The sequence below is a fragment of the Burkholderia sp. AU33803 genome (genome assembly GCF_002223095.1).
GTDB lineage: Bacteria > Pseudomonadota > Gammaproteobacteria > Burkholderiales > Burkholderiaceae > Burkholderia.
In genome coordinates this window covers 1,458,873-1,484,922 of record NZ_NKFJ01000004.1, presented here as the reverse complement: position 1 = coordinate 1,484,922, position 26,050 = coordinate 1,458,873, and the positions used below count along the sequence as shown (strand labels likewise).

Sequence of the window (26,050 nt, the reverse complement as noted above, 5' to 3'; positions counted from 1 at the left end):
AACGTCACCATGGCGTGCGTCATAATACCGATTGAAAAGCCGCGGGTGTCGTGCGCCGTTCGTCCACGCAAGCGGCCCGGCATGGTGCGGCAACATTTCAGAACAACAACGGAACCGCCATGACGCTAGCCCGAGCCATCGGCAAATCGGCTGCATGGATCGTCGGTATCGTCGCGGTGCTCATCGCGGCGGCCGGCGTCTTTCTCTTTATCTTCGACTGGAACCGCGCGAAGCCGTGGGTCAACGAGCAGGTCACGGCCGCGCTCGGCCGCCCGTTCGCGATCAACGGCGACCTGAAGGTGGGCTGGCGTCGCCCCGACGGCGAAACCGGCTGGCGCGCCTGGGTGCCCTGGCCGAGCTTCACGGCCACGCAGCTCGAGATCGGCAACCCCGACTGGGCGAAGATGCCCAAGTTCGTCACGCTCGATGCCGCGCACTTCGATCTCGCGATCCTGCCGCTGCTCGCGCATGAAATCGTGATCCCGTCGATCGACGTCGTGAATCCGGCCGTCGACCTCGAGCGGCTTGCCGACGGCCGCAACACGTGGACCTTCCAGTTCAAGCAATCGTCGCAGCCGTCGCCGTGGAAGGTGCGGCTCGACAGCTTCGGCTTCGCGAAGGGCACCGTCACGTATCGCGACGCGATCACGAAGGCCGACCTGACCGTCGCGATCGATACGCTCGGGCAGCCGATTCCGCTCGGCGACGTGCTGAAGGAGCAGGAGCAGACATCGCGCGCGGCATCGGCGCAGCGGGTCGGCAAGCATGGCGCCGCGCAGTTGAGCGCGAAGGCCAACGCGGAGGCCGCGTCGAGTGCTTCCGCCGCGCAGGCTGCGAGTGCGGCGTCGGCCACCGGTGCTTCGGCCGGGGCTGCCGTGGTGTCGGCTTCGGCTGCTTCGTCCACCGCTTCGGCATCGGTTGCTGCTGCCGCGTCTGGTGCAAGCGGCGCAAGCAGCGTCGCAGTGCCCGCGAAGCCGGCCGGCCCGACCTATGCGTTCGGGCTGAAGGTCGACGGCCGCTACAAGAACGTGCCGATCAGCGGCACCGGCAAGCTGGGCGGCGTGCTCGCGATCCAGGACGCGTCGCGGCCGTTCCCGTTGCAGGCCGACGTGAAGGCCGGCGACACGCGGCTCGCGATCGTCGGCACGCTGACCGACCCGATGCATCTCGCGGCCATCGACCTGCGACTGTGGCTGCAGGGCACGTCGATGTCGCACCTTTACCAGCTGACCGGCATCACGCTGCCCGATACGCCGCCTTACGCGACCGAAGGGCGACTGATCGGCAACTTCAGGCGCAAGGCCAGCACGTTCCGTTACGAGCACTTCAACGGCCGCGTCGGCGGCAGCGATCTCGGCGGCACGCTGGTCTACGAGCAGCGCGAGCCGCGGCCGAAGCTGTCGGGCGAGCTCGTGTCGAACCTGCTGCAGTTCTCCGACCTCGCGCCGGTGATCGGCGCGGATACGGCCGCGAGCAAGGCCAAGCGCGGCGACACGACGAAACAGCCGTCGGGCCGCGTGCTGCCGGTCGAGACGTTCCGCACCGACCGCTGGCGTGCGCTCGACGCGGACGTCAAGTTCACCGGCCGCAAGCTGATCAAGAGTTCGGACCTGCCGATCACCAACCTGTACACGCACATCGTGATGACGGACGGCGTGCTGTCGCTCGAGCCGCTGCAGTTCGGCGTCGCGGGCGGCACGCTCGCCACGACCGCGCATCTCGACGGCAGCGGTGCGCCGCTGAAGGGCCGCTTCACGGTGGCCGCGCGGCACCTGAAGCTCAAGCAGTTGTTCCCCGCGCAGAAGGTCATGCAGTCGGCGCTCGGCGAGATCAACGGCGATGCGTCGCTGTCGGCGACCGGCAACTCGCCGGCCGCGCTGGCCGCGACGTCGACCGGCGAGGTGAAGGCGCTCGTGACCGACGGCCGCATCAGCCGCCTGCTGATGGAAGCGGCGGGGCTGAACGTCGCGAACGTCGTCTACGAGAAGCTGTTCGGCAACAACGACGTGAAGATCAATTGCGCGGCGATCGACTTCGTCGCGACCAACGGCATTCTCGACCCGAAGGTGTTCGCGCTCGATACGGACGACGCGCTGATCAACGTCGACGGCCCGATCAGCCTGCGCGACGAAACGCTGAACCTGAAGATCCATCCGCACACGAAGGGCTTCCGGATCTTCTCGCTGCGCTCGCCGCTGTACGCGAAGGGCACGTTCAAGAACCCGAACGTCGGCGTCGATGCAGGCGCGCTCGCGCTGCGCGCCGGCGCGATGGTCGGCCTCGGGCTGATCAACCCGTTCGCGGCCCTGATTCCGCTGATCGCGCCGAGCAACAATCGCGACGTGCCGTGTTCGGAGCTGTTCGGTCGGATGAACGCGAAGGCCGCGCAGCGGGCAGCGGCGAAGGCAGGCAAGTGACGCGCGCGTGCGTCAGCGGCCCGCGCGCACCCAGAGCAGCACTGCATCGACTTCCCGGCCGTCGATCCGTACCGGGGCGGCCGTGCCGAGCTGCAGACGATCGCCGTCGAGCCTGACGGCGCGCTGCTGGACGTTGCCGAGCCAGTTCGGGAACAGGCTGACGTCCATTTCGTGGGTCAGCGTGCCGTCGTCGGCGACCTGAAAGGGGCCGGAATACGCGATGTAGCCGCCGGCGGCCGCCGCGCGCTCGTCGGCGGTGCCGCCCTGCAGGTCGCCGTCCGCGTAGGGCGGCCGGCCGGCGGCCATCAGCTGCGCGGACATGTAGCCGTCCGGCGTGTACAGGATCCAGCCGCGCGCGTCGCGGCCGAGCGGATAGGTGACCGCGCTGCCGTCGCGCGGGCGGACTTCGTAGGATACGAGGCGCCATGCGCCGACGAGTTGTTCGCGAAGCTGGCTGGCGAGCATGCGGGATTCCGGTGAGACGGCGGTGGGGCGCGTGCCGTCGTGTTGGCGGGCCGTCGGCCGGCGCGGGAAGGGGCCTGGAATGCGCTGCCGGAACGGCGTGGTCGGCAGTTTCTCCGACACCTGCTAAAATACACGGTTTTCCGTCGATTTATCCTTTAACGGGACCTGCCGTGCTTTCTACTGCCAACATCACGATGCAATTCGGGCCGAAGCCCTTGTTCGAGAATATCTCGGTCAAATTCGGCGAGGGCAACCGCTATGGTCTGATCGGCGCGAACGGCTGTGGCAAGTCGACGTTCATGAAGATCCTCGGCGGCGACCTCGAGCCGAGCGCCGGCAACGTCGCGCTGGAGCCGAACGTGCGTCTCGGCAAGCTGCGCCAGGACCAGTTCGCGTACGAAGACGTGCGCGTGCTCGACGTCGTGATGATGGGCCACACCGAAATGTGGGCCGCCATGACCGAGCGTGACGCGATCTACGCGAACCCGGAAGCCACCGACGACGACTACATGCACGCCGCCGAACTCGAAGGCAAGTTCGCCGAATACGGCGGCTACGACGCCGAGGCGCGCGCGGGTGCGCTGCTGCTCGGCATCGGCATCGAGGAGAAATTCCACAACGGCACGATGAGCGAGGTCGCGCCGGGCTGGAAGCTGCGCGTGCTGCTCGCGCAGGCGCTGTTCTCGAAGCCGGACGTGCTGCTGCTCGACGAACCGACCAACAACCTCGACATCAACTCGATTCGTTGGCTCGAGCAAACGCTCAACGAGTACAACTCGACGATGATCATCATCTCGCACGATCGTCACTTCCTGAACTCGGTGTGCACGCACATGGCCGACATGGACTTCGGCACGCTGAAGGTCTGGCCGGGCAACTACGACGACTACATGCTCGCGTCGGCACAGGCGCGCGAGCGCCAGGCCGCGGCGAACACGCGTGCGAAGGAGCGTGTCGCGGAACTGCAGGACTTCGTGCGCCGCTTCTCGGCGAACAAGTCGAAGGCCCGTCAGGCGACCAGCCGTGCGAAGCAGATCGACAAGATCAAGATCGAGGAATTCAAGCCGTCGTCGCGCCAGAACCCGTTCATCCGTTTCGAGTTCGAGAAGAAGCTGCACAACGTCGCGGTGGTCGCCGAAGAGATCACGAAGAAGTACGAGCGCACCATCTTCCAGAACTTCAACCTGTCGGTTCAGCCGGGCGAGCGGATCGCGATCATCGGCGAGAACGGCGCGGGCAAGACGACGCTGCTGCGCTCGCTGCTCGGCGCGCTCACGCTCGATCACGGCACGGTGAAGTGGTCCGAGAACGCGAACGTCGGCTACATGCCGCAGGACACGTACGAGGAGTTCCCGAACGACATCACGCTGATGGACTGGATCGACCAGTACCGCAAGGATGGCGACGACGAAACGATGGTGCGCGGCACGCTCGGCCGCCTGCTGTTCACGTCGGACGACATCAAGAAGTCGGTGAAGGTGCTGTCGGGCGGCGAGAAGGGCCGCATGATCTGGGGCAAGCTGATGCTCGGCCGCCACAACGTGCTGCTGATGGACGAGCCGACCAACCACATGGACATGGAGTCGATCGAGTCGCTGCAGATCGCGCTCGAGCAGTTCGAAGGCACGTTGATCTTCGTGTCGCACGACCGCGAGTTCGTGAGCGGGCTGGCGAACCGGATTATTGAAGTGCGTACGGATGGCACGCTGTTCGACTTTGGCGGCAATTACGAGGAGTTCCTGACGAGTCAGGGGCAGGAGTAATTGTCCTGCCGCTTCCGTCCGTGTTTTGCGGTCTGGCGGCGGTACGAAACCGGGGCGCATAGCAGCGCGAAGCCTTGAGAAGCGCATCGGGCCCGCATCGACAGTGTTGTCGATGCGGGCTTTTTCATTTCCGTGCCGGTGAAGCGCGGGGGTGTCGCACATTCCCGTTTCCTCCCCTCAATCGACTTCGGGTAAATTACGCTCCGGATATCACCCTCAATTCCGATCCGGAGCCGCCCCTCGATGCAGGACCATCCTCTCCCGCTCGATTTATCCGGCCTTACGCCAAGCCTCTATGCACAGGGCACCGAGGAAGGCATCCTGTCGCGCCTGATGGAGCGGATCGCGCCGACCAACCGCTTCTGCGTCGATATCGGCGCGAGCGACGGGCTGCGCAACAGCAACACCGCGCGGCTGCTGCGCGAACGGGATTGGGCCGGCGTGCTGGTGGAAGGGAGTGCATACCGCTTCGGCAAGCTGGCCGCCCACTACGCGGGTGTGGACCGCGTTCGCTTGCACCACGACCGCGTCCAGCCCGACACGATCGACACGTTGCTCGCCGATGCGAATACGCCCACCGACTTCGACCTGCTGTCGATCGACATCGACGGCAACGACTACTGGGTCTGGCGCGGCCTGCAAGCGTTCCAGCCGCGTATCGTCGTGATCGAATACAACCCGTACTACACGCCGCCCGAGCGCTGGGTCATGTGCTTCAACCCGGACCACGAATGGGACGGCTCGACCTATTACGGCGCGAGCCTCGAATCGCTCGTCCATCTCGGCAGGCAGAAGGGTTATGAACTCGTCTGCTGCGACGACATGGGCAACAACGCGTTCTTCGTGCGGCAGAACCTGTATCCGCTGCTCGGCATCGCGAACAACGATCCTTCGGTGCTGTTCCGCCCGGCGATGTACAAGGTGCGCTACGTCGGTCACAACACGTTCCTGAGCGGCCATCCGTATCGATACGGACCGGCCGAGCACATCTGAATGGACTCGCTCGCCGCGACCTTCGACGAGATCCGCGCGGCCTATGCGCTCGGCCGCAGCGGGCCGCCGCGCCAGGTCGGCGAACGCGTGTGGCACCTGCCGACCGATGACGGGGGCGTAGCGGTCAAGCTCTACGCGCTCGAACATCATGCGCGTGCGACCAAGGAGGCCGCCGTGCTCGCGCACTTCGAGACGCATCGCGATGCGCGTTTCCATGTGCAGGCGCTGAAACGCACGACGTCCGGCGAGCCGCTGTGGACGGGGCAACGCTCGCACGCGATGCTGACGCACTGGGAAGCCGGGCAGTTCAGAACCTACGACACGTTTTCGCCAGCCGAATGGGATGCGCTCGGCGCGAGCCTGGGCGCGTTGCATCTGAGTCTCGAGCCGCTTCATTTGCCGCAGCTCGACACGCTCCGCGCACGCCTGACCGCGATCGACGCGGACGCGGTGCGCCGCAGCCTGCATGACGCACTCGATCGCGCACGCGCGAACCACGCCGCCGACAATCTGCGCCGCTACGTTGATCTCGCGCTGCGCATGCTCGACCGCTACTATCCGGGCAGCATCGACGCGTTTCCCGCCGACGATCCGCAGCACCCGATCCACAATGACTACAACCAGTTCAACTATCTGTTCACGGGCACGCTACCGCCGCTCATCCTCGACTGGGAAGCGTCGATCGGCGCGCCGCGCGAATACGAGCTGGTGCGTTGCCTGAGTCATCTGCCGCTGGAGGCACCGCATCGGGCGGAAGCGTTCGTGCTGGCTTATCGGCGGACCCAGCCGATCGATCCCGCGCGCATTGCGTGGGCGGTCGATGCCGCGTGCCTGCAGCACGCGCTCAAGCTCTGGATCGTGCAAGGCTGGCTCGACGATCCGTCGCGCTTTGCATCGCATCTGAACGGCGCGGTGACGATGGCCGCCGCGATGGTGGATGCGCGCGACCGTCTGGTCGATTTCTTTTCCCGTTGTGTGGAAACAGGACGCTGAAGTGAATGCGAATCTGAACCGGATGTCGAATCCGACGCCGCCCACCGAGCGGCAGCATGTGTTTCCGCCGCCGCTGGATCGCGATTACCGCGTCGAAGACGGGCGCGTGCTGACGCGCTCGCTGGAAGCGCACATCGTCGATCACTGCAACCTGACCTGCGCCGAATGCTGCTCGCTGTCGCCGCTGCTGCCCGAGTGGTATGCGAGCCCCGAATCGATCGAAGCCGATCTGCGCCGCGCGGCGAAGGTGCTGCGCCCGCGCATGTTCAAGCTGGTCGGCGGCGAGCCGCTGCTGCATCCTGCGCTCGTCGAACTCGTCCAGCGCGTGCGCGCCACGGGCATCGCGCCCGTGATCTCCGTCACGACGAACGGCCTGAAGCTCGGCGAAATGACCGACGCGTTCTGGCAGGCGGTGGACGCACTGACGATCTCGCGCTATCCGAAGCCGTCGCTGTCGCCCGACCTGATCGCGCACATCGAGCGCCAGGCCGCGCGCTTCGACGTGCGCCTGAACTGGAAGGTGCAGGACGTGTTCACGACGATGAACCGCGCGCAGCCCGGTACCGATCGCGACGAAGCACGGCGCCTTTATCACGATTGCTGGATCCGCGAGCGCTGTCATATGATTCGCGACGGCATGTTCTACACGTGCACGCGCCCCGCGCATTTCCATACGCTTTACCAGGGCGAGAAGGATTTTCAGTCCGACGGCCTGCCGCTGCGCGACGACGCCGGCATGCTCGACGCGATGCTCGCCTATCTGCAACGCGAGGCGCCGCTCGAAGCGTGCCTGCATTGCCAGGGCGGCAGTGCGCCGGTGGCGCCGCATCGCATCCTCAAACGCATTGAAGTGGACGCCTTGAAGGCGCGTTATCCATGATCGTCGGCACGCGCGACCTGTTCGGTTTCGACCGGCTTCACTACCATCCGCGCAGCGGTGCGACGGCATCCGGCATCCGGGCCGTCCTGCACGCGTCGGGGCAATCGGCCGGCGAGCCGGACGCGGCGGCCATCGCGGGTTACCTGAGCGGCGAGCGGCTGGTCGGCCGCACCGTGTTGCGCGACGTGCGCGCGGTGCCGCCCGGCCATGCGCTGGTCCATTCGCCGCAAGGGCTGACGGTGCAGCCGGCACCGGGGCAGCCGCAGCACGCCGATCTGGAAACCGTGCTGCGCGCATCGCTGCAGCGGGCGCTCGACAGCGGCAAGCGCGTTGCGCTGGCGCTGAGCGGCGGGCTCGATTCGGCGCTGCTGCTCGCGTTGCTGCGCGAACTCGGCGCGCAGCGGCACGTGACGTCCTACGTTCTCGTGACCGACATGCCGGACTATTGCGAGCGCGATGCCGCACTCGAACTGGCCGCGCAGATGCAGGCGAACGTGAAGATCGTGCGCGCGAACGAGGCCGATTTCGTCGCGGCGCTGCCGAGAACGACGCATGCGGTCGAGGAGCCGATGTTCAACCTGCATCCGGTCGCGAAGCTGCTGCTCGCCGAGGCGATGGCCGCGGACGGCGTCGAGGTGGCCATCACCGGCGACGGCGCGGACCAGGTGCTGCGACGCGACCAGTCGGCCAACTATCTGCCGCTGTGCCATGCGTTGTTCGATGCGGCGTCGGTCGACCTGCATCCGCCGTTCGTCGACGCGGCCGTCGTCGAGCATCTGACGAGCATCGCGCCCGATCCGGACAAGCAATGCCTGCGCGATCTCGGTGCGCGCCTGAACCTGCCGGACCGTCTCGTGCACGGCCCGAAGCGCGGGCGGCTCGCCCCGGCGATGGATCTCACAGCTCTGCTCGACCGCGACCGCACGCACGCGCTGGCGGACACGCTCGGCCTGGCCGCCCCCACGCTGCAGGCGGATACCGAACGCGTGCTGTGGACGACGCTTTCCCTGCTTCTCGATCATTTCGATTCCCTCGATGCCGCGCATCGCCCAACCTGAGCCGCTCATGAAACGCATCCTGTTCTGCGTGGTGCCCGAAAAGGGGCACGTCAATCCGTGTATCGGCCCGGCCCAGCATCTGCGTACTGCCGGGTGCGACGTCGCGTTCTATGCGCCGGCCGATCTCAGCGCACAGCTCGACGGTGCCGGCGGCTTCGAATTCGTCGGGCCGCGCGAGACGCCCGAGCGCCACGACCTGTCGCGCGGCGCGAGCTTCGCCGCGAACATCCGCGACGCGGCTTGGCTACGGCACTGGATCCGCACGCTGCTGATCGATCTCGCGCCCGCACAGGTGGACGGCATCCGCACGGTGCTGCGCGACTGGCGGCCCGACGTGGTCGTGATCGATCCGCTGCTCTATGCGGCGGCGATTGCCGCTGAACTGGAAGGGCTGCCGTGGGTCTCGATGTCGAATTCGCTGAATCCGGTGCTGCCGGACGATCTCGATTCGGAACTGTTGCGCACGGTGCGCTGGCTCACGCCGGAACGCACGCGGCTGTTCGCGCGCTACGGGCTCGATGCGCGCTTTCGCGGATGCGACATCCTTTCGCCGCACCTGACGCTCGCGTTCACGACCGACGCGCTGGTCGGCGCGCCGCCGCCGGGTGTCGAGCTGGTCGGCCCGGCCATGCCGTCCGGCCCGCGCGGCGACGAGACACCGTTCCCGTGGGATCGCCTCGAAGCGGATCGTCCGTTGGTCTACATGTCGCTCGGCAGCCAGCTTTACTACCATCCCGACGTGTTTGCGAAGGTCATCGAGGCGACGCGCGCGACGTCGGCACAACTGGTGCTGTCGGTGGGCGAGCTGGTCGATTCGGATCTGCTGCCGGCCGACGACGAGCGCGTGATCGCGGTGCGTTACGTGCCGCAACTGGCGCTGTTGCAGCGCACGCACGCGTTCGTCAGTCACGGCGGCGCGAATTCGGTGATGGAGTCGCTTGCGAGCGGCGTGCCGATGCTGCTGTCGCCGTTCTGCAACGACCAGTTCCATTCGGCGCACTTCGTCGAGCGGGCCGGCGCGGGGTGCGTGCTGGATCTGCAGCAGGCCGGCGTGGCGGACATCGCCGCTGCGCTCGAACGCCTGTTGCGGCCCGGGACGTTGCGCGAGCAGGCGGCGCGGATCCGCGCGAGCTACGCGTCGCGCGACGGTTCGGCCGAGGCGGCGCGCCTGATCAGCGCACTCGCTTCAGGAAGCCGCCGGGCGACAGCGTCATGAGGACGCGGTCCTCGATGTCGTAATCGACCTCGAAGCGCTTGTCGCGAGCGAGGAATTCGTGCGCGGCGGTGGCCGGGTTGTTGCCGTTGCCGTACGGCTTGCCGTCGAACATCGACGCGGGCAGGTACTCCATGATCGTATCCATCACGATCGCGTAGCTGCCGGGCGTCACGAGCGGCGCATAGCATTCGAGCTCGCGCAGCACATGTGCGTGGGTGTGCGTGAGATCGAGGATCACCATCACGCGCGCGCCGTCATCGATCTGCGCACGCACCGAGGCGAGCGTGTCGGCCGCGCATGATTCGCCTTCGATCAGCGTCATCCGGTGGGCGAGCCGGTGCGATTGCAGGCGCTGCCTGACCTCGTCGCGCAGGCGCGGCTCGATCGCGACGACGCGGCCGCTGTCGCCCGCCAGTTCCAGCATCGACGCGGAGAATACGACGCCGCCGCCCGCCGCGATCCCGGTCTGCACGATGCAGTCGGGACGCTCGCGCCAGATCAGCTCCTGGAGCGCGAGCATGTCGCCGGGCAGGTGGAAGAAGCGCTCGCCGAGCCAGCGCGTCTGGAACAGATGGTCGAATTCGGCGGCGCGCGTCAGCCATTCGATATTGATGTCCCGCATGCGGGCCGAGGGACGCTCTGACATGGTCAATGCAACGAGTAGGAGTGACGTGAAAACGCTGGAACCGTGGCTTCACCGGTACTGGAACATCGGGCCGGCGCACCTGCAGGCGCTGGCGTCGGGCCATACTAACAAAACGTATCTCGTCGAGTGCGATGCGGGGCGCGCGGTGCTGCGCGTGTCGTGGTCCGGCAAGGCGGTCGAGCAGGTGCATCGCGAGGCGGCGATGCTCGGCCATCTCGGCCGCTCGCGTACGGCGCCGACGCTGCCTGCGCTGCCGAAGCTGCGGCCGACCGTGGACGCCCAGTCCGGTGTGCAACTGCCTGATGGAAGCTGGCTGCATCTGTTCGAGCATATCGACGGCCGCCCCGGTCTGCCGGACGATGCGGAGGCGGGCGCGATCGATGCGATGCGTGCACTCGCGCATCTGCATGCGGCGATGGCGGCGATGCCCGTGACCGAATCGGCGCCGCTGGCCTGGCTGTCTGCGCGCCACGCGCGTGTAGCGGCGCGCGCTGCGCCGTCGTTGCCGGGCGACTTGAGCGGCCACTACGAGACGATGATTCACCGGATCGGCGCACATCTCGACGCTGCTGCCCGCTGGCTGACGGGGGCGGTGCAGTGGCTGCATGGCGACTATCACGCGGGCAACCTGCTGTACGTGGGGCACACGGTGAACGGCGTGCTCGATTTCGACGATGTCGGGCAGGGCGCACAGTGGCTCGAAGCGGCTTTTGCGCTGTTCGCGCTGTCGCGTGATGCGGGCAGGGACGATCGCTTCGTATTCGATGCGCAGCGCTGGGACGCCGGCCTGCGAGCCTATGCCGCGACGCGGCCCGATGACGTGCCGGACTGGCTGCTCGACCGCCGCGATGCGCTGATGGCCTTGTTCTGCGCGGACCAGACGCTGATCCATCTCGAAGCTGCCCAGCGCGGCCTGTGGACACCGGGGCCGGGTATCGGTTTTCTCGGCGGCTGGTGGCAGTTGCTGGATGGTGCGGCGCCGGGACGTTAACCGGCTGCTTTTTCAGCGCGGCCGATTCAGGAACAGGCGCACCGCTTCGACCGTATGGGGCCGCGCCTCGCCGTGCCGCGATCCGTCGTGCATGCAGAACAGCACGTCATGTTGCCGCGCCGCGCTGGCGTCGGCGTGCGCGCACATCGCGTCGAACAGCGCCTGCGGCGACGGCGCGGGCCGCTGCCAGTCGTCCAGTATCGCGGTCCAGCCCGTGTGTTCGCGCCGCAGCCGTGCCAGCACGCCGGCGCGACTGTCCTCCGGCATCAGGCCGTAAGGCAGGCGCAATGGAATCGTGGCCGGCGCCGGAACGCCGGCTCGGCGATAGGCCTCGCGGATCAGCGCGTCGGTTGCGTCGATTTCGTCGATCAGTGCATCGTCCGCCAGCGCGCCGGGCTTCGCGTGCGAATGGGTGTGATTGCCGAGTGGGTGGCCCTCGCTCACCATTCTTGCCGCGACATCGAGTGCGTCTTCGAGATTCTGGCCGAGCAGGAAGAAGGTCGCCTGGCATGACGCAGCGCGCAGGACATCGAGCAAGGGGCGTGTCGAGGGGCCGGGCCCGTCGTCGAAACTGAGGCGAATGGACATTGCGGGTGGGGGCGCCGTTCAACGTGTATCGGAGCAACGATAGCGCAAGTCGCGGCGAGCGGCGGCCGGCGCTTTCATCGGTCGGCTACTGGAGCGGCTCGATCGCCAGCGGACAGGTGCCGATCCGACGCAACTGCGTGCCGGTCCACTCGTAGAAGAACCGGGCGGCCTTCGCGCTGTTGTCGTCGCATACGTCGTTGAAGCAACCCGCGACGATCAGCAGCCTGCTGCCGGGGCGGAAATCGACGCGCTCCTCGTCGTTGCCCATCACGCCTGCGATGGCCTGTACGCCGGGCATCGTGTACGTCGCGCCCGTGTACTTGTCGACGATCGCGAAATTCCGGCAATCCGTTCCGCAACCCCAGATCGCGACCCGGTAGTGGCCGGCAAAATTGGCCGGTTGCGTGAAATCGTCGCGAATGACGGTGCGGTAGAGGCGGGTTTCTCTCGTGGTCAGGCGGGGTGCCGCAGCCGGCTTGCGTGGCGCGCTCGCCGCGAGTGCCGGATAGCGGTCGAACGAAGGCGACGGGCATGCGGCGGCGGCCGTGGCCGTCGCCGCGCGGGCGGTGCCGGAACCGCAAAGCAGCGCGGCCGACGCGCCGGCGATCAGCAGAAGTCGATGGGCAAGCATCACGCGAGCATCCTTCAGGTTCGGGATGGGGATCGGGCCGGAGGGTCCGAACGGCCGGCCCGACGATTCTATGACGCTTCACGCGCGCCGGCGACCCGGCGCAGCGATCGCGAGCCTGCGTCAAACCGACGTTGCGCACACGGCGCGCCGTCAAGCTTTGTCAAATTGCGGCGATATCACGATGCCTGACGTTTCAGGCCGCCTTCGAAGGCCGTCATGCACGGTTCGATTGAGTATCCTTGGATTCGATTCGCGGTACTCATGCCATCACAACCGGGAGGCTTCACATGAATGCACGTCTATACCGCGCGACCGTTGCCGGCGCGCTGATCGGATTGCTCGCGCCGTTTTCGGTGGCGCATGCGCAGCTGGGCGATGTCCTGAAGCAGGTCGGCGGCGGTGGCGACTCAGGCGGCAGCGCGGGCGGTGCGCTCGGCAATCTCGGCGGCCTCGGCGGTGCATTGACGGGCGGGGGCGGTGCGTCGCTGACGCCGGGCAGCACGGGCAACGTCGCCGGCCTGCTGCAGTTCTGCATCCAGAACAACTATCTCGGCGGGGCGTCCGGCGGTGCGTCGTCGGTGAAGGACGCGCTGATCGGCAAGCTCGGCGGCAACGCATCGTCCGACAGCGGCTATACCAGCGGCGCGAGCGGGGTGCTCGATGCCGGCAACGGCAGCAAGCTCGACCTGAGCGGCGGCGGCCTGAAGCAGCAGGTGACCAAGCAGATCTGCGACAAGGTGCTGACGCAGGCGAAGTCGCTGCTGTAAGCGACTCGTCGCGCGGCGGCGCAGGGGGCGGTGCGATGCGTACCGCTTCCGCAGGCCATGCCGGCCGCCCCGCGCACATCATCGAGGAGAAGGCGGGCGGCCGCGCGATGCCGCTGCCCGCACGCATGGACTCAATCGGCCAGCCGCTTGTCGGCGAGCGCCTTGCAGCAGTCTTCGTAGACCCATTGCACGAGTTTCGCCCGATAGTCGAGATCGTCGGTATCGACGATTTCCTCGACCGCGTCGCGCGCCCACGACGCATCGACGAACCCGGCATGCCGCTTCGCGATGTCCTGCGCGAGCGCCGCGAGCTTGGCAACGGCCAGCCAGTCGGCTTGGCGATGATGGCGGTCGAGCCAGCGGTGCGCGGCCTGGACCTGGAACGTGGCGTCCGGCCATGATTCGTTGAGGTAAAACGCGCCGAGATTGCCGCAGGTGAGCCAGCAAAGCAGTTCCAGGCGGTCTTGCGAGCCGAGGATATGGGGTGCGTCGGACATGGCAGCGCTCACGAAATACGTCGATTCCGGGCGGCGCCGGTTGCATTGGGCCGGTGCCGATAATAAAAACATAGCACGATGCGGGCCCGACCGCGCACCCGGGCGGATGCTGACATCGCGGTGGTGAAACGGACGCCGCGCCGGCGAGGATCGCCGACGGCGAAGTGAGGCGGTAGCGGGAACGGAAAGTGCGCCAGCGCGTGAGGCGCGGCGCGGGATGAGGCGGCCGGGGAACGGCCGCCGGCGCCATGAAGCGGGCCCGTTGGCGGGCCCGCCGCAGCCCGGCGTGCGGGCCCGGCTGCCGATGAGCGAACTCAGGTCGTCGTGTGCGTGGCGCGCGCGATCGAGCGGATGCTGCGCTCGACGCGGATCAGGATGATCAGCACCGCGAGCGACACGAACGAATACAGCGCGACGAGCGCGGCGACGCCCGCGTAGCGCGCGGTCTGGCCGTTCTCGGCAGCGGTCTCTTCCGCGGCCTTCTTCTCGTTGTCGATCGCGGTGCGGCGTGCGTCGTAGCGCTCGGAGAAGTCGCGCATGACCGCCGACACGACGTCGGTGTACGCCTGCTCGCGCGCATATTCGTCGCCGTGCCCGGTGACCTTCTTCTTGACGCTGGCCGCGACGTCCGTGCGCGACAGCACCTTGTCGAGATACGCGATCTGCTGCTCGTAGTACGCGACGTCCGGATGGTCGTCGTCGCCGAGCACGCGCTGGAACGACGGCTCGTATGCGTCGCGATCGACCGCGTAGTCCGGCGACAGGGCCGCGCGGCCGTGCTTCTGCACGATGCCCGACAGTTGCGTCGACAGGCGCAGCGCGGGCGACGCGTTGTCGTCCTTGGCTGCGGCGCCGCCGGTGGCCTGCGTGGCCTTGGCGGGCGCATCGTTCTCCCACGCGAACGATGCCGGATCGACCTGGATGGCCGAATCGACCTTCGGCGGTGTCGACAGGCGCGCATCGAGTGCGACCACGCCGAATATGACCCCGCCGATCAGGACCGCGGTCGCGAACAACAGCACGATCACGCGCAATACCTGAAGATAGCCGCCCTCGATTTTGGTCAGGATGCTCAAGGCATTCTCCTTTCTTATGATGAATGAGGCGCCGAGGCTAAAGACCTTTCGAATGGCTGTCAATCGTCACGCCGCGTCACACCGGAGGACTGGAACGCTCGCTAGAATGGCGGCTTTCCTGGAGGCGGAAAGCGATGAAAATCTACGACCAGTTCTATATCGACGGCGCGTGGCGCAAACCGGCCGGCACCGGCACGATCGACGTGATCGACTCGGGCACCGAGGCGGTGATCGGCCGGATTCCGGAAGGCGTCGCGTCCGACGCGCAGGACGCGATCCGCGCGGCACGCGCAGCCTTCGACGCGTGGGCGGCCACGCCGGCCGCGACGCGCGCGGGCTACCTGCGCAAGATCGTCGAGCATCTGCAGGCGCGCAGCGAGGAACTCGCGCAGTCGATCACCGGCGAAGTCGGGATGCCGATCAAGCTGTCGCGCGCGATCCAGGTCGGCGGCCCGATCTATAACTGGAAGGTGTACGCGAAGCTCGCCGAATCGTTCGAATTCGAGGCACAGGTCGGTAACTCGCTCGTCGTGCGCGAGCCGGTCGGCGTCGTCGCGGCGATCACGCCGTGGAACTATCCGCTCAACCAGATCACGCTGAAAGTCGCGCCGGCGCTCGCGGCCGGCTGCACGGTCGTCCTGAAGCCGTCCGAAGTCGCGCCGCTCAATGCGTTCATGCTCGCCGAAGCGATTCACGAAGCCGGGCTGCCGGCCGGCGTGTTCAACCTCGTGTGCGGCTACGGCCCGGTCGTCGGTGAAGTGCTGGCCACCGATCCGGACGTCGACATGGTGTCGTTCACGGGCTCGACGCGCGCCGGCAAGCGCGTGGCGGAACTGGCGGCCGCGGGCGTCAAGCGCGTTGCACTCGAACTGGGCGGCAAGTCTGCGTCGGTGATCCTCGACGATGCCGATTTCGCGACGGCGGTGAAGGGCACGGTCAACGCGTGCTACCTGAACGCGGGGCAGACCTGCTCCGCGCACACGCGCATGCTGGTGCCGGAAGCGCGCTACGACGAGGCACGTGAGCTCGCGAAGGCGGCGGCCGAAACCTACGTCGCCGGCGATCCGCGGCAGGATGCGACGCGCCTGGGCGCGCTGGCATCGGCCGTGCAGCAGCAGCGCGTGCAGGACTACATCCAGCGCGGGATCGACGAAGGCGCCGAACTCGTGACGGGCGGCACGGGCCTGCCGGAAGGGCTGGATAAAGGCTTCTTCGTGAAACCGACCGTGTTCGGCCGCGTCGATCCGAAATCGACGATCGCGCAGGAAGAAATCTTCGGGCCGGTGCTGTCGATCATCACGTATCGCGATGAAGACGAGGCCGTGCGGATCGCGAATGATTCGCCGTACGGGCTCGGCGGCGCGGTGTGGGCCGGCAGCGACGAACGCGCGATGGGCATCGCGCGCCGCATCCGCACCGGGCAGGTCGACATCAACGGCGGCGCATGGAACATGGCCGCGCCGTTCGGCGGCTACAAGCAGTCGGGGCACGGCCGCGAGAACGGCGTGTACGGGCTCGAGGAATATCTCGAGTACAAGTCGATGCAACTGAAGCCCGCGAAGCCGGCCTGAGCGTTTTTCACGGCCTGAACCGGAAACGGCACGCTCGCGTGCCGTTTTTTTATTGACGGGCGTCAAGGTGCGCGTCGGTGGATCGTCGATCATCGCGGTTCCGATGTTCCGACGAGGTTTCAGATGACCGTACGCACTTCCTTTCCGCCGCTGACGATTCGCGGCCGCACCTTGTTGCCCGTCGTGCAGGGCGGCATGGGCGTCGGCATCTCCGCGCACCGGCTCGCGGGCAGCGTCGCGCGCGAAGGCGCGGTCGGCACGATCGCGAGCATCGACCTGCGCCACCATCATGCGGACCTGCTCGCGCGTTGCCGCGCGCAACCCGATCGCGCGACGCTCGAGGCCGCGAACCGCGAGGCGCTCGCACGCGAGATCCGCCTCGCGAAGACCTACAGCGAAGGGCGCGGGATGATCGCGGTCAACGTGATGAAGGCCGTGAGCGCGCATGCGGACTACGTGCGGGTGGCGTGCGACGAGGGGGCGGACGCGATCGTGATGGGCGCGGGCCTGCCGCTCGACCTGCCCGACCTCACGCAGGGACACGACATCGCGCTGATTCCGATCCTGTCGGACAGCCGCGGGATCGCGCTCGTGCTGAAGAAGTGGATGAAGAAGGGGCGCCTGCCCGACGCGATCGTGATCGAGCATCCGGCGCATGCGGGCGGCCATCTCGGCGTCACGCAGATCGACGACATGCACGACCCTCGCTTCGATTTCGCGCGCGTGCTCGACGAGACCGCCCACGTGATGGCGACGCTCGGCGTCGCACGCGAAACGATCCCGCTGATCGTTGCGGGCGGGATCAACAGTCACGACGCGGTGCGCGCGGCGTTCGACGCCGGCGCGAACGGCGTGCAGGTGGGGACGCCGTTCGCGGTGACGGAAGAGGGCGATGCGCATCCGCACTTCAAGCGCGTGCTGGCCGATGCGACACCCGAGGACATCGTCGACTTCGTCAGCGTGACGGGGCTGCCCGCGCGCGCGGTGAAGACGCCGTGGCTGGATCGTTACCTGCGCAACGAGACGCGCATCCGCACCAAGCTTGGTGCGCTGAAGCAGCGTTGCCCGACCGCGCTCGAATGCCTGAGCGTATGCGGCTTGCGCGACGGCATCGAGAAGTTCGGCCATTTCTGCATCGACACGCGGCTCGCGGCCGCGCTGCGCGGCGACGTCGCGAACGGGCTGTTCTTCCGTGGCCGCGAAGCGTTGCCGTTCGGCCGTGCGATCCGCAGCGTGCGCGATCTGCTCGACCTGTTGCTGACGGGCGCTGCGACGGAGCCTGCGGCAAACCGCCCCACGTTTACGCTGGCTTGACGAATATCAAGATGAAGAAAAGACCCTACAGGGAGAATGGAAACCATTCTTTGGGGGTCCGTACCATGCATAAAACGATTCGAACTTGTGTCACCGCTGCCGCCGTTGCGGCCGCTTTCGCCGCGCTGCCTTCGCTGTCGCACGCAGCCTCGCCGGGCGACGGCATCAACCAGGGCGACGTCCTGGTCCGGCTGCGCGCGATCAGCATCCAGCCGAACGAACGCGCGAGCGATACGCTGGGCGCGCTCAACGTCGGGGTGAACAACGCGATCGTGCCCGAGCTCGACTTCACGTACATGATCCGCGACTACCTCGGCGTCGAGCTGATCCTGGGTACGTCGCGGCACCAGCTGACGTCGAGCATTGGCAATCTCGGCGGCGTGGGCGTGCTGCCGCCGACGCTGCTGCTGCAGTACCACTTCAACCATGCCGGCAAGGTGCGTCCGTACGTCGGCGCGGGCGTGAACTACACGTACTTCTACAACAACGGGCTCAACGTCGGCGGCGAGGGCGTGTCGATCAACAAGAGCAGCTTCGGCCCCGCGCTGCAGTTCGGCGTGGACGTGCAATTGACGAAGAAGGTCTTCATGAACGTCGACGTGAAGAAGATCTGGATGAGCACCGATGCGACGCTGGGCGACAAGGGCATCGGCACGCTGCACATCGATCCGCTGATCGTCGGCGTGGGCGTCGGGATGAAGTTCTAGACGCGGCGGGAAAAGAACAGAGTTGGGGTTGGCGGCATGGCGGTCGGCATGCCGCTCTTTTTTTGCGCGGCGGATTTACAGCTTGTCGTACTGGAAGCGCATCGCGGTGCCTTCGCGCGAGATGCGCTCCCACACCGCGCGCTTTTCGTCGTCGCTCAGGAACACCCAGTTCGACACTTCGGCAGCCGTGCGGCCGCAGCCCTTGCAGACTTCGTCGAAGAGGGTCGAGCACACGCCGATGCAGGGGCTGTCGGGCAGGTCGTGGAGATTGGAGGCCATCGGAAGGGTTCACGCCGTTGAATCGTCAGCCGCCATTTTAATGCATCGCGGCCGGACGGTCGGACGGGCGCCGCCGGCATGCCGTACCGGTGCAGCGGCGTGACAGTACGGCGGGCTCGGGCACGGCCGCCGGGCGGTTCGCGTCCGGCCGGCGGACGCGGGTGCGCCGCCGCCCGTTTTTCCCGGTGGACAGCCGCCGATTACCCGATAGAATTCCCCGGGAACGCCCCGCCGCACGGGCGGCCAGCCTGGCCGGCGGCGGTAATCTGTTCCGTTTGCGCGACACCGGCATGATTTTTTTGTGACGGGGCGCGAATGATGGTAGTTTTCGGGGTTTTCGAGGGGCGGCGCGCCAGAATGCGCCGTCATGACGAGGCAGACGGCAGCCGGACACACGGTCCGGCCGGAGGGAGAGCGGGATGAAAGCAAAGGTAGTGGGCCGGTTCGCAGCGCTCGCGCTGTGCGTGGGTGCATCGGCGGCAGCGGCGAAGGATACGCAGCTCAATGTCTATAACTGGTCGGACTACATTGCGAAGGACACGATCCCGAACTTCGAGAAGCAGACGGGCGTCAAGGTCCGCTACGACAACTACGACAGCGACGACACGCTGCAGGCGAAGCTGCTGACGGGCAGCTCGGGCTACGACATCGTCGTGCCGACCAGCAACTACGCGGGCAAGCAGATCGCCGCCGGCATCTTCGCGCCGCTCGACAAGTCGAAGCTGCCGAACCTCAAGTACCTCGATCCGCAACTGATGGCGCTCGTCGCAGGCGCCGATCCGGGCAACAAATACTCGGTGCCCTGGGCGTACGGCACGACCGGTCTCGCGTACAACCTGACGAAGGCGCAGCAGGCGCTCGGCAAGGTGCCGCTCGACAACTGGGACATCCTGTTCAAGCCGGAAAACATCTCGAAGCTGAAGACCTGCGGCGTGTCGGTGCTCGACGCACCCGACCAGATGTTCGCGGCGACGCTGCACTACATCGGCAAGGATCCGATGAGCACGAATCCGGCCGACTACAAGGCCGCGATGGACGTGCTGAAGAAGATCCGCCCGTACATCACGCAATTCAACTCGTCGGGCTACATCAACGACCTGGTCGGCGGCGACATCTGCTTCGCGTTCGGCTGGTCGGGCGACGTCGTGATCGCGAAGCATCGCGCGATCGAGGCGAAGAAGTCGTACAAGGTCGAGTACTACATTCCGAAGGGCGGCGCGCCGGTGTGGTTCGACGTGATGGCGATCCCGAAGGACGCGAAGAACAAGGATGCCGCGCTGCAGTGGATCAACTACATCGAGGATCCGAAGGTGCACGCGGCGATCACGAACGCGGTGTACTACCCGAGCGCCAACGCAGAGGCCCGCAAGTACGTGCGGCCCGACGTCGCGAACGATCCGGCCGTCTATCCGCCGGCCGATGTCGTGAAGACGCTGTTCCTGCTCAAGCCGCTGCCGCCTGAAATCCAGCGTCTGCAGACGCGTCTGTGGACCGAGCTGAAGTCGGGCCGCTGACGCGAGCCGATGTTCCCGGCAGTCATGAAGCCCCTGGTACCCCCGGGGGCTTTGTTCGTTCAACGCAGGAGAGAAGCAGCACATCATGAATAGCCAGTCGGGTGCGCCGGTCGCGGGCGCGCCGTCCTCCGTTTCCTCCTCCGGCGCCGATGCGCGCGCCGAGTCCTTTGTCCAGATCGTCGACGTCGTCAAGAAATTCGGCGACACCGAAGCTGTGCGCAGCGTCAACCTGACCGTGCGCCAGGGCGAGCTGTTCGCGCTGCTCGGCAGCTCGGGCTGCGGCAAGTCGACGTTGCTGCGGATGCTCGCGGGCCTCGAGACGGTCACGTCGGGCAAGATCCTGATCGACGGCGAGGACCTCGCGCAGATGCCGCCGTACAAGCGGCCCGTGAACATGATGTTCCAGTCGTATGCGCTGTTCCCGCACATGTCGGTCGAGTCGAACGTCGCGTTCGGTCTCAAGCAGGAAGGCACGCCGAAGGCCGAGCTGAAGGAGCGCGTCGCATCGGCGCTCGAGCTCGTGCAGATGAGCAAGTACGCGAAGCGCAAGCCGCATCAGCTGTCCGGCGGCCAGCAGCAGCGCGTCGCGCTCGCGCGCTCGCTGGTCAAGCGGCCGAAGCTGCTGCTGCTCGACGAGCCGATGTCCGCGCTCGACAAGCAGATCCGCCAGCGCACGCAGATCGAGCTCGTCAACATCCTGAACAAGGTCGGCGTCACCTGCATCATGGTCACGCACGACCAGGAAGAAGCGATGACGATGGCCAATCGCCTCGCGGTGATGAGCGAAGGGCAGATCGTGCAGATCGGCTCGCCGAACGAGGTGTACGAATATCCGAACAGCCGCTTCTCGGCCGAATTCATCGGCTCGACGAACCTGTTCGACGGCGTGACCGTCGAGGACGAGCCCGACCACGTGTACATCGAGTCGCCGGAGCTGCCGAGCCGGCTGTACGTGAGCCACGGGATCTCGGGGCCGCTCGGGATGCCGGTCACCGTGTCGGTGCGCCCCGAACGGATCGCGCTCACGCGCAAGCCGCCCGAAGGCGCGTTCAACTGGGCGCGCGGCCGGATCAGCAACGTCGCCTACATGGGCGGCTACTCGCTGTATCACGTGAAGCTCGACGGCGGCAAGACGGTGATCGCGAACGTGTCGAGCCTCGCGATTTCGGAGCTCGAGACGCCGGCGCTCGGCGACGAGATCTACGTGCGCTGGAGCGCGACGGCCGGCGTGGTGCTGACGTCATGACCGCGTTCAAGTCCCTGCTCGAGTGGCCGGTGCGGCGCTTCAACCTGACGGGCGCCACGGCGGTTGTCGCCGGGCCGTTCACGTGGCTCGTGCTGTTCTTCCTCGTGCCGTTCGTGCTGGTCGTCAAGATCAGTTTCGCGGAGCTGCAGCTCGGCATCCCGCCGTACACGGAGCTTGCGTCGTATGCCGACGGCGTCGTGCACGTCGCGCTGAACCTGTCGCACTACGCGTTCCTGTTCACGGACAGCCTGTATTTCGCGACCTACGTGAATTCGGTGTGGGTGGCCGCGATCACGACGCTGCTGTGCCTGCTGATCGGCTATCCGATGGCGTACTACATCGCGCGCTCGAACCCGGCGACCCGCAACCTGCTGATGATGGGCGTGATGCTGCCGTTCTGGACGTCGTTCCTGATCCGCGTGTATGCGTGGATCGGCATCTTGAAGAACAACGGGCTGCTGAACAACTTCCTGATGTGGATCGGCCTCACGCATACGCCGATCGAGCTGTATCGCACCAACTACGCGGTGTACATCGGGATGGTGTACTCGTACCTGCCGTTCCTCGTGATGCCGCTCTACGCGCACCTCGTGAAGATGGACCTGCGCCTGCTCGAAGCCGCGTACGACCTCGGCGCCAAGCCGTGGAAGGCGTTCGTGCAGATCACGCTGCCGCTGTCGAAGAACGGGATCATCGCGGGCTGCCTGCTCGTGTTCATCCCGGCGGTCGGCGAGTACGTGATTCCCGAGCTGCTCGGCGGCGCGAACACGCTGATGATCGGCCGCGTGATGTGGAATGAGTTCTTCAACAACGCAGACTGGCCGATGGCGTCGGCGGTGACCTGCGCGATGGTGCTGCTGCTGCTCGTGCCGATGGCGATGTTCCAGCACTTCCAGGCGAAGGAGCAGGGAGGCCGCCGATGAAGCCGAATCGTTACCTGCAGTTCGCGGCGCTGTTTGCCGGCTTCGCGTTCCTGTACATCCCGATCATCAGCCTGATCGTCTATTCGTTCAACGAGTCGAAGCTCGTCACCGTGTGGTCGGGCTTCTCGTTCCGCTGGTATGCGGCGCTCGTCGAGGACGACGAGCTGCTGACGGCCGCGTGGCTGTCGCTGAAGATCGGCGTGCTGACCGCGTTCGCGTCGGTGTTCATCGGCACGTGGGCCGGCTTCGTGCTCGCGCGGATGGGGCGCTTCCGCGGCTTCGCGCTGTTCAGCGGGATGATCAACGCGCCGCTCGTGATTCCCGAGGTGATCCAGGGGATCTCGCTGCTGCTGCTGTTCATCGAGCTGGCGAAGTGGATCGGCTGGCCGGCCGAGCGCGGTGTATTCACGATCTGGCTCGGCCACGTGATGCTGTGCATCTCGTACGTCGCGATCATCGTGCAGTCGCGCGTGCGCGAGCTGAACCCGTCGCTGGAAGAAGCCGCGCTCGATCTCGGCGCGACACCGCTGAAGGTGTTCTTCACGATCACGCTGCCGCTGATCTCGCAGGCGCTGATCGCGGGCTGGCTGCTGTCGTTCACGCTGTCGATCGACGACCTCGTGCTGTCGGCGTTCCTGTCGGGCCCCGGCTCGACGACGCTGCCGCTCGTGGTGTTCTCGCGTGTGCGGCTGGGGTTGAACCCGGAGATGAACGCGCTCGCAACGCTGTTCATCGTCGCGGTGACGGCCGGCGTCGTGATCGCGAACTTCGTGATGCTGCGCCAGGAGCGCAAGCGGATGGCGGGGTTCGCGGCCTGACGTTCGGGTTGCGATCGCTGCCGTAAAAAACGCCCGGTGCCGACGACGAGTCGGGCCGGGCGTTTTGTTTGGGTGGCGCTGCGTGTGGATCGGTGCCGGTCTATGCGCGATTGCGACAGATGAACGGCATCGTAGACGGGACGCGGGTTCCATTCCCGTGCCCGGTCGCGCGCCGGCTCACCCGCCGAACGCCGCCTTCGCCAGCAGCCCGAGCGCGACGCACACCAGCACGGCCGCGAACCCGGCCTGCACGTGCCGCGCGGCGAGGTGGCGCGACGCGCCGCGGCCGGCGGCCATGCCGAGCGCGGTCGCGACGGTGAACCACAGCGTCACGTCGAGCGGCGCGCGTGTGCCGGACACGAGCGTCGCGAACACGCCGCCGGTGCCGACGAGCGCGATCACCATCAGCGACGTCGCGACGACCCCATGCATCGACACGTTCGTGAACTTGCGCAGCATCGGCACGATCACGAAGCCGCCGCCGACACCGAGCAAGCCCGTCATCAGGCCCGTCATCGCGCCGGTCGACGCCAGCGCGACGCCAACCGGCCAGGACCACACGAGCCGGCCCGTATCGGGATTCACGCGGCCGACGCACAGCGGCGACGCTTCCGCGTCGACCGGCGCGTGCCGCAGCGCCTGCCGCAACAGGCGGCCGGCGACGACCAGCATCGTCAGCGCGAACAGCGCGAGCAGCAGGCGTTGCGGCAGCACGTGCGCAAGCCGTACGCCGAGCGTGGTCAGCGGCACGCCGGCCACGGCCATCAGCAGTGCCGCGCGATAGCGCACGAGCCCGCGGCGGAAACCTTCGAGCGCGCCGAGCGCGGCGCTGCCCGCCACCGCGACGAGCGCGACGGGCGTGGCCTGCTGCATCGGCCAGCTCATGCCGACGACGAGCGCCGGCACCGCAAGGATGCCGCCGCCGGCGCCGGTCAGGCCGAGCACGGCACCGACGAAACCGCCCAGTACGAGTGAAATCAGCATGACGTCATCGCGCTCCGGTCAACTTACGATCGCGGGCTTCGCGAGCCATTCGCGGCCCTTGAGCATCGCCTTCCAGTAGAGCGGCGGCAGCACGCGTTCCTTGAGCAGCCAGGCGAGCCGCGACGGGCGCTTGCCGTCGATCAGCCACGCGGGGAAGGTCGGCGCGACCTTGCCGCCGTACAGGAACTCGGCGAGCACGATCTTGCCGCGCTCGACGGTGAGCGGGCACGAACCGTAGCCGTCGTACGCGGCATCGCCATGCGCGCGGCCGAGCGACGCGAGCAGGTTGTGTGCGACGACGGGTGCCTGCTTGCGGGCGGCCGCAGCCGTTTTCGCGTTGGTCGTGTTGGTGGCGTCGCCGAGCGCGTAGACGTCCGGATACTGCTTGTGCCGCAGCGTCGCCGGATCGACGTCGATCCAGCCGGCCGCATCGGCGAGCGGGCTCGAACGCACGAAGTCGGGCGCCTTCTGCGGCGGCACGACGTGGATCATGTCGAACGAACGCACGACGGTTTCCTTGCCGCCGTCCGGCAGCGCGCGCGCAAACGTCGCGCGGCGCGCGGGCCCGTCGATCGCGACAAGGTTGTGGCCGAACGACAGCGCGATGTCGTAGCTTTTCACGTATTCCATCAGCGCGGGCACGTAGTCGGCGACGCCGAACAGCGCGGCGCCCGCATTCAGGAATTCGACGTTCGCGGCCTCGAGCCGGCCCGCGCGCCGCCAGTGGTCGCACGACAGGTACATCGCCTTTTGCGGTGCGCCCGCGCACTTGATCGGCATCGGCGGCTGCGTGAAGAGCGCGTTGCCGCCGCGGAATGCGCGAACGAGTTCCCACGTGTACGGCGCGAGATCGTAGCGGTAGTTGGACGTGACGCCGTTGCGGCCGAGCGTGTCGGCGAGGCCTTCGATCCCGTGCCAGTCGAGCTTGAGCCCCGGGCACACGACGAGCTTGCGATAGCCGATGCGGCGGCAGCCGTCGAGCACGACCGTGTGCGCGTCGGGCTCGAAGCCCGCGACGGCGGCCTGGATGTGCTGCACGCCGCGCGGCAGCACCTCGGTCATCCGGCGTGCGGTGGTCTCGGGCCGGAACACGCCCGCGCCGACCATCGTCCAGCCGGGCTGGTAGTAGTGGACGTCGGCCGGATCGATCACCGCGATGTCGAGCGACGCGTCGCGCGCGAGCAGGCTCGACGCGACCGCGATGCCGGCCGCGCCGGCGCCGACGATCACGATGTCGTGCCGCGCGTCGACGGCCGGTGCTGCCTGCCTGCCGCCTTGCACGACCCGCGACGCGAGCGCGCGCAGGTCGTAGCCGGCTGCGCCGGCAGTCGCGACGATGTCGTTCAGCGGACGCAGGCCGGCTTGCGACAGCGCCCACAGCGTGGCCGAACGCGTGCCGCTGCGGCAGTACGCGAGCACCGGCCCTTCGAGCGACGCGACGAGCGCGCCGAACTGCGCGGCCTGGTCGTCGGTCACCTTGCCGGTATCGACCGGTAGGTAATGCACGTCGATGCCGAGCGGCGTGGCGGCCGCGCGGATCTCGGTGACGGTCGGTTGGTCGGGGCCTTCGCCGTCGGGGCGGTTGCAGATGATCGCGCGGATGCCGGCCGCGTGAAGCGCGGGCAGGTCGGCCGCCGCGATCTGCGGCGAGACCGACAGCGTGTCGGTCAGCTTGTGGAGGGTCATGTCGGGGGTCTCCGGAGGGGCGGGGCG

The 26,050-nt window shown here is 67.1% G+C and carries 25 protein-coding genes; 16 read left to right on the top strand and 9 right to left on the bottom strand.

Features of this window, described 5'->3' with window-relative positions; genetic code table 11:
- The first annotated feature begins 119 nt into the window (after positions 1–119).
- The gene (locus CFB41_RS09355) at positions 120–2,417 is read left to right on the top strand and encodes an AsmA family protein (RefSeq protein ID WP_089456300.1); all 2,298 of its coding nucleotides are present in this window, start codon (positions 120–122) and stop codon (positions 2,415–2,417) included.
- A 12-nt stretch (positions 2,418–2,429) separates the two neighbouring features.
- Here CFB41_RS09355 and CFB41_RS09350 read toward each other — a convergent pair whose 3' ends face one another.
- Entirely contained in the window at positions 2,430–2,882 is a 453-nt protein-coding gene (locus tag CFB41_RS09350) for a lipocalin-like domain-containing protein (RefSeq protein ID WP_089456299.1), read from the bottom strand.
- A gap of 170 nt (positions 2,883–3,052) precedes the next feature.
- Between CFB41_RS09350 and CFB41_RS09345 the strand changes: the two genes are divergently transcribed.
- The 6 genes from CFB41_RS09345 (at position 3,053) to CFB41_RS09320 (ending at position 9,785) form a co-directional block, all read left to right on the top strand.
- Entirely contained in the window at positions 3,053–4,645 is a 1,593-nt protein-coding gene (locus CFB41_RS09345; RefSeq protein ID WP_089440201.1) for an ABC-F family ATPase, read from the top strand.
- A 243-nt stretch (positions 4,646–4,888) separates the two neighbouring features.
- A complete protein-coding gene (locus CFB41_RS09340; protein ID WP_089456298.1) occupies positions 4,889–5,638 on the top strand; it encodes an FkbM family methyltransferase in 750 nt (249 codons plus the stop codon).
- Positions 5,639–6,631, top strand: a complete 993-nt coding sequence (locus CFB41_RS09335; protein ID WP_089456297.1) for a phosphotransferase enzyme family protein — start codon at positions 5,639–5,641, stop codon at positions 6,629–6,631.
- A gap of 1 nt (position 6,632) precedes the next feature.
- Positions 6,633–7,511 (top strand): 4Fe-4S cluster-binding domain-containing protein, encoded by an 879-nt coding sequence (locus CFB41_RS09330; RefSeq protein WP_089456296.1) that lies wholly within the window; start codon positions 6,633–6,635, stop codon positions 7,509–7,511.
- Complete coding sequence (locus tag CFB41_RS09325; RefSeq protein WP_089456295.1) at positions 7,508–8,569, top strand: asparagine synthase-related protein; 1,062 nt, start codon at positions 7,508–7,510, stop codon at positions 8,567–8,569. The genes CFB41_RS09330 and CFB41_RS09325 overlap by 4 nt, the downstream gene beginning before the upstream one ends.
- A gap of 7 nt (positions 8,570–8,576) precedes the next feature.
- Complete coding sequence (locus CFB41_RS09320; RefSeq protein WP_089456612.1) at positions 8,577–9,785, top strand: glycosyltransferase; 1,209 nt, start codon at positions 8,577–8,579, stop codon at positions 9,783–9,785.
- Here CFB41_RS09320 and CFB41_RS09315 read toward each other — a convergent pair.
- Positions 9,742–10,431, bottom strand: a complete 690-nt coding sequence (locus tag CFB41_RS09315; RefSeq protein ID WP_089456294.1) for a cephalosporin hydroxylase family protein — start codon at positions 10,429–10,431, stop codon at positions 9,742–9,744. The two genes, CFB41_RS09320 and CFB41_RS09315, sit on opposite strands and share 44 nt — an antisense overlap.
- Before the next feature lie 25 nt (positions 10,432–10,456).
- Between CFB41_RS09315 and CFB41_RS09310 the strand changes: the two genes are divergently transcribed.
- Entirely contained in the window at positions 10,457–11,422 is a 966-nt protein-coding gene (locus CFB41_RS09310; protein WP_089456293.1) for a phosphotransferase, read from the top strand.
- Between the two features lie 12 nt (positions 11,423–11,434).
- Here CFB41_RS09310 and CFB41_RS09305 read toward each other — a convergent pair whose 3' ends face one another.
- Positions 11,435–12,010: a polysaccharide deacetylase family protein gene (locus tag CFB41_RS09305; RefSeq protein ID WP_089456292.1), complete on the bottom strand. Its 576-nt coding sequence runs from the start codon at positions 12,008–12,010 to the stop codon at positions 11,435–11,437.
- Positions 12,011–12,095: 85 nt separating this feature from the next.
- A complete protein-coding gene (locus tag CFB41_RS09300; protein WP_089456291.1) occupies positions 12,096–12,644 on the bottom strand; it encodes a hypothetical protein in 549 nt (182 codons plus the stop codon).
- Between the two features lie 284 nt (positions 12,645–12,928).
- Here CFB41_RS09300 and CFB41_RS09295 point away from each other — a divergent pair, with 284 nt between their 5' ends.
- Positions 12,929–13,408 carry a DUF2501 domain-containing protein gene (locus CFB41_RS09295; protein ID WP_089440193.1) on the top strand — a complete coding sequence of 160 codons (480 nt, stop codon included), beginning with the start codon at positions 12,929–12,931 and terminating at the stop codon, positions 13,406–13,408.
- Positions 13,409–13,539: 131 nt separating this feature from the next.
- Here the strand turns inward: CFB41_RS09295 and CFB41_RS09290 are convergent, their stop codons facing one another.
- The gene (locus CFB41_RS09290) at positions 13,540–13,905 is read right to left on the bottom strand and encodes a hypothetical protein (protein WP_069248063.1); all 366 of its coding nucleotides are present in this window, start codon (positions 13,903–13,905) and stop codon (positions 13,540–13,542) included.
- 314 nt (positions 13,906–14,219) lie between these two features.
- Positions 14,220–14,981 (bottom strand): hypothetical protein, encoded by a 762-nt coding sequence (locus CFB41_RS09285; protein ID WP_089456290.1) that lies wholly within the window; start codon positions 14,979–14,981, stop codon positions 14,220–14,222.
- 134 nt (positions 14,982–15,115) lie between these two features.
- Between CFB41_RS09285 and CFB41_RS09280 the strand changes: the two genes are divergently transcribed.
- The 3 genes from CFB41_RS09280 (at position 15,116) to CFB41_RS09270 (ending at position 18,573) form a co-directional block, all read left to right on the top strand.
- The gene (locus CFB41_RS09280) at positions 15,116–16,552 is read left to right on the top strand and encodes an aldehyde dehydrogenase family protein (RefSeq protein WP_089456289.1); all 1,437 of its coding nucleotides are present in this window, start codon (positions 15,116–15,118) and stop codon (positions 16,550–16,552) included.
- Positions 16,553–16,675: 123 nt separating this feature from the next.
- Complete coding sequence (locus CFB41_RS09275) at positions 16,676–17,866, top strand: nitronate monooxygenase family protein (RefSeq protein WP_089456288.1); 1,191 nt, start codon at positions 16,676–16,678, stop codon at positions 17,864–17,866.
- Positions 17,867–17,931: 65 nt separating this feature from the next.
- Complete coding sequence (locus CFB41_RS09270) at positions 17,932–18,573, top strand: OmpW family protein (protein ID WP_089440189.1); 642 nt, start codon at positions 17,932–17,934, stop codon at positions 18,571–18,573.
- A 75-nt stretch (positions 18,574–18,648) separates the two neighbouring features.
- Here CFB41_RS09270 and CFB41_RS09265 read toward each other — a convergent pair whose 3' ends face one another.
- Positions 18,649–18,852, bottom strand: a complete 204-nt coding sequence (locus CFB41_RS09265) for a DUF1289 domain-containing protein (protein WP_010095552.1) — start codon at positions 18,850–18,852, stop codon at positions 18,649–18,651.
- 419 nt (positions 18,853–19,271) lie between these two features.
- On the opposite strand from CFB41_RS09265, the gene CFB41_RS09260 reads away from it, so the two are divergent.
- The 4 genes from CFB41_RS09260 (at position 19,272) to CFB41_RS09245 (ending at position 23,353) form a co-directional block, all read left to right on the top strand.
- A complete protein-coding gene (locus tag CFB41_RS09260; RefSeq protein ID WP_089440188.1) occupies positions 19,272–20,366 on the top strand; it encodes a polyamine ABC transporter substrate-binding protein in 1,095 nt (364 codons plus the stop codon).
- Between the two features lie 85 nt (positions 20,367–20,451).
- Entirely contained in the window at positions 20,452–21,612 is a 1,161-nt protein-coding gene (locus tag CFB41_RS09255) for an ABC transporter ATP-binding protein (RefSeq protein ID WP_089456287.1), read from the top strand.
- Positions 21,609–22,535, top strand: coding sequence for an ABC transporter permease subunit (locus CFB41_RS09250; protein WP_089425520.1), 927 nt, complete (start codon positions 21,609–21,611; stop codon positions 22,533–22,535). The genes CFB41_RS09255 and CFB41_RS09250 overlap by 4 nt, the downstream gene beginning before the upstream one ends.
- The gene (locus tag CFB41_RS09245) at positions 22,532–23,353 is read left to right on the top strand and encodes an ABC transporter permease subunit (protein ID WP_089431135.1); all 822 of its coding nucleotides are present in this window, start codon (positions 22,532–22,534) and stop codon (positions 23,351–23,353) included. The genes CFB41_RS09250 and CFB41_RS09245 overlap by 4 nt, the downstream gene beginning before the upstream one ends.
- Before the next feature lie 177 nt (positions 23,354–23,530).
- On the opposite strand, the gene CFB41_RS09240 is transcribed toward CFB41_RS09245, so the two are convergent.
- Together CFB41_RS09240 and CFB41_RS09235 are read right to left on the bottom strand one after the other, a co-directional pair.
- Positions 23,531–24,337, bottom strand: a complete 807-nt coding sequence (locus tag CFB41_RS09240; protein ID WP_089456286.1) for a sulfite exporter TauE/SafE family protein — start codon at positions 24,335–24,337, stop codon at positions 23,531–23,533.
- 18 nt (positions 24,338–24,355) lie between these two features.
- On the bottom strand, positions 24,356–26,023 hold the full coding sequence (locus tag CFB41_RS09235) for a bifunctional protein tyrosine phosphatase family protein/NAD(P)/FAD-dependent oxidoreductase (RefSeq protein ID WP_089456285.1): 1,668 nt from the start codon (positions 26,021–26,023) through the stop codon (positions 24,356–24,358).
- Positions 26,024–26,050 lie beyond the last annotated feature (27 nt).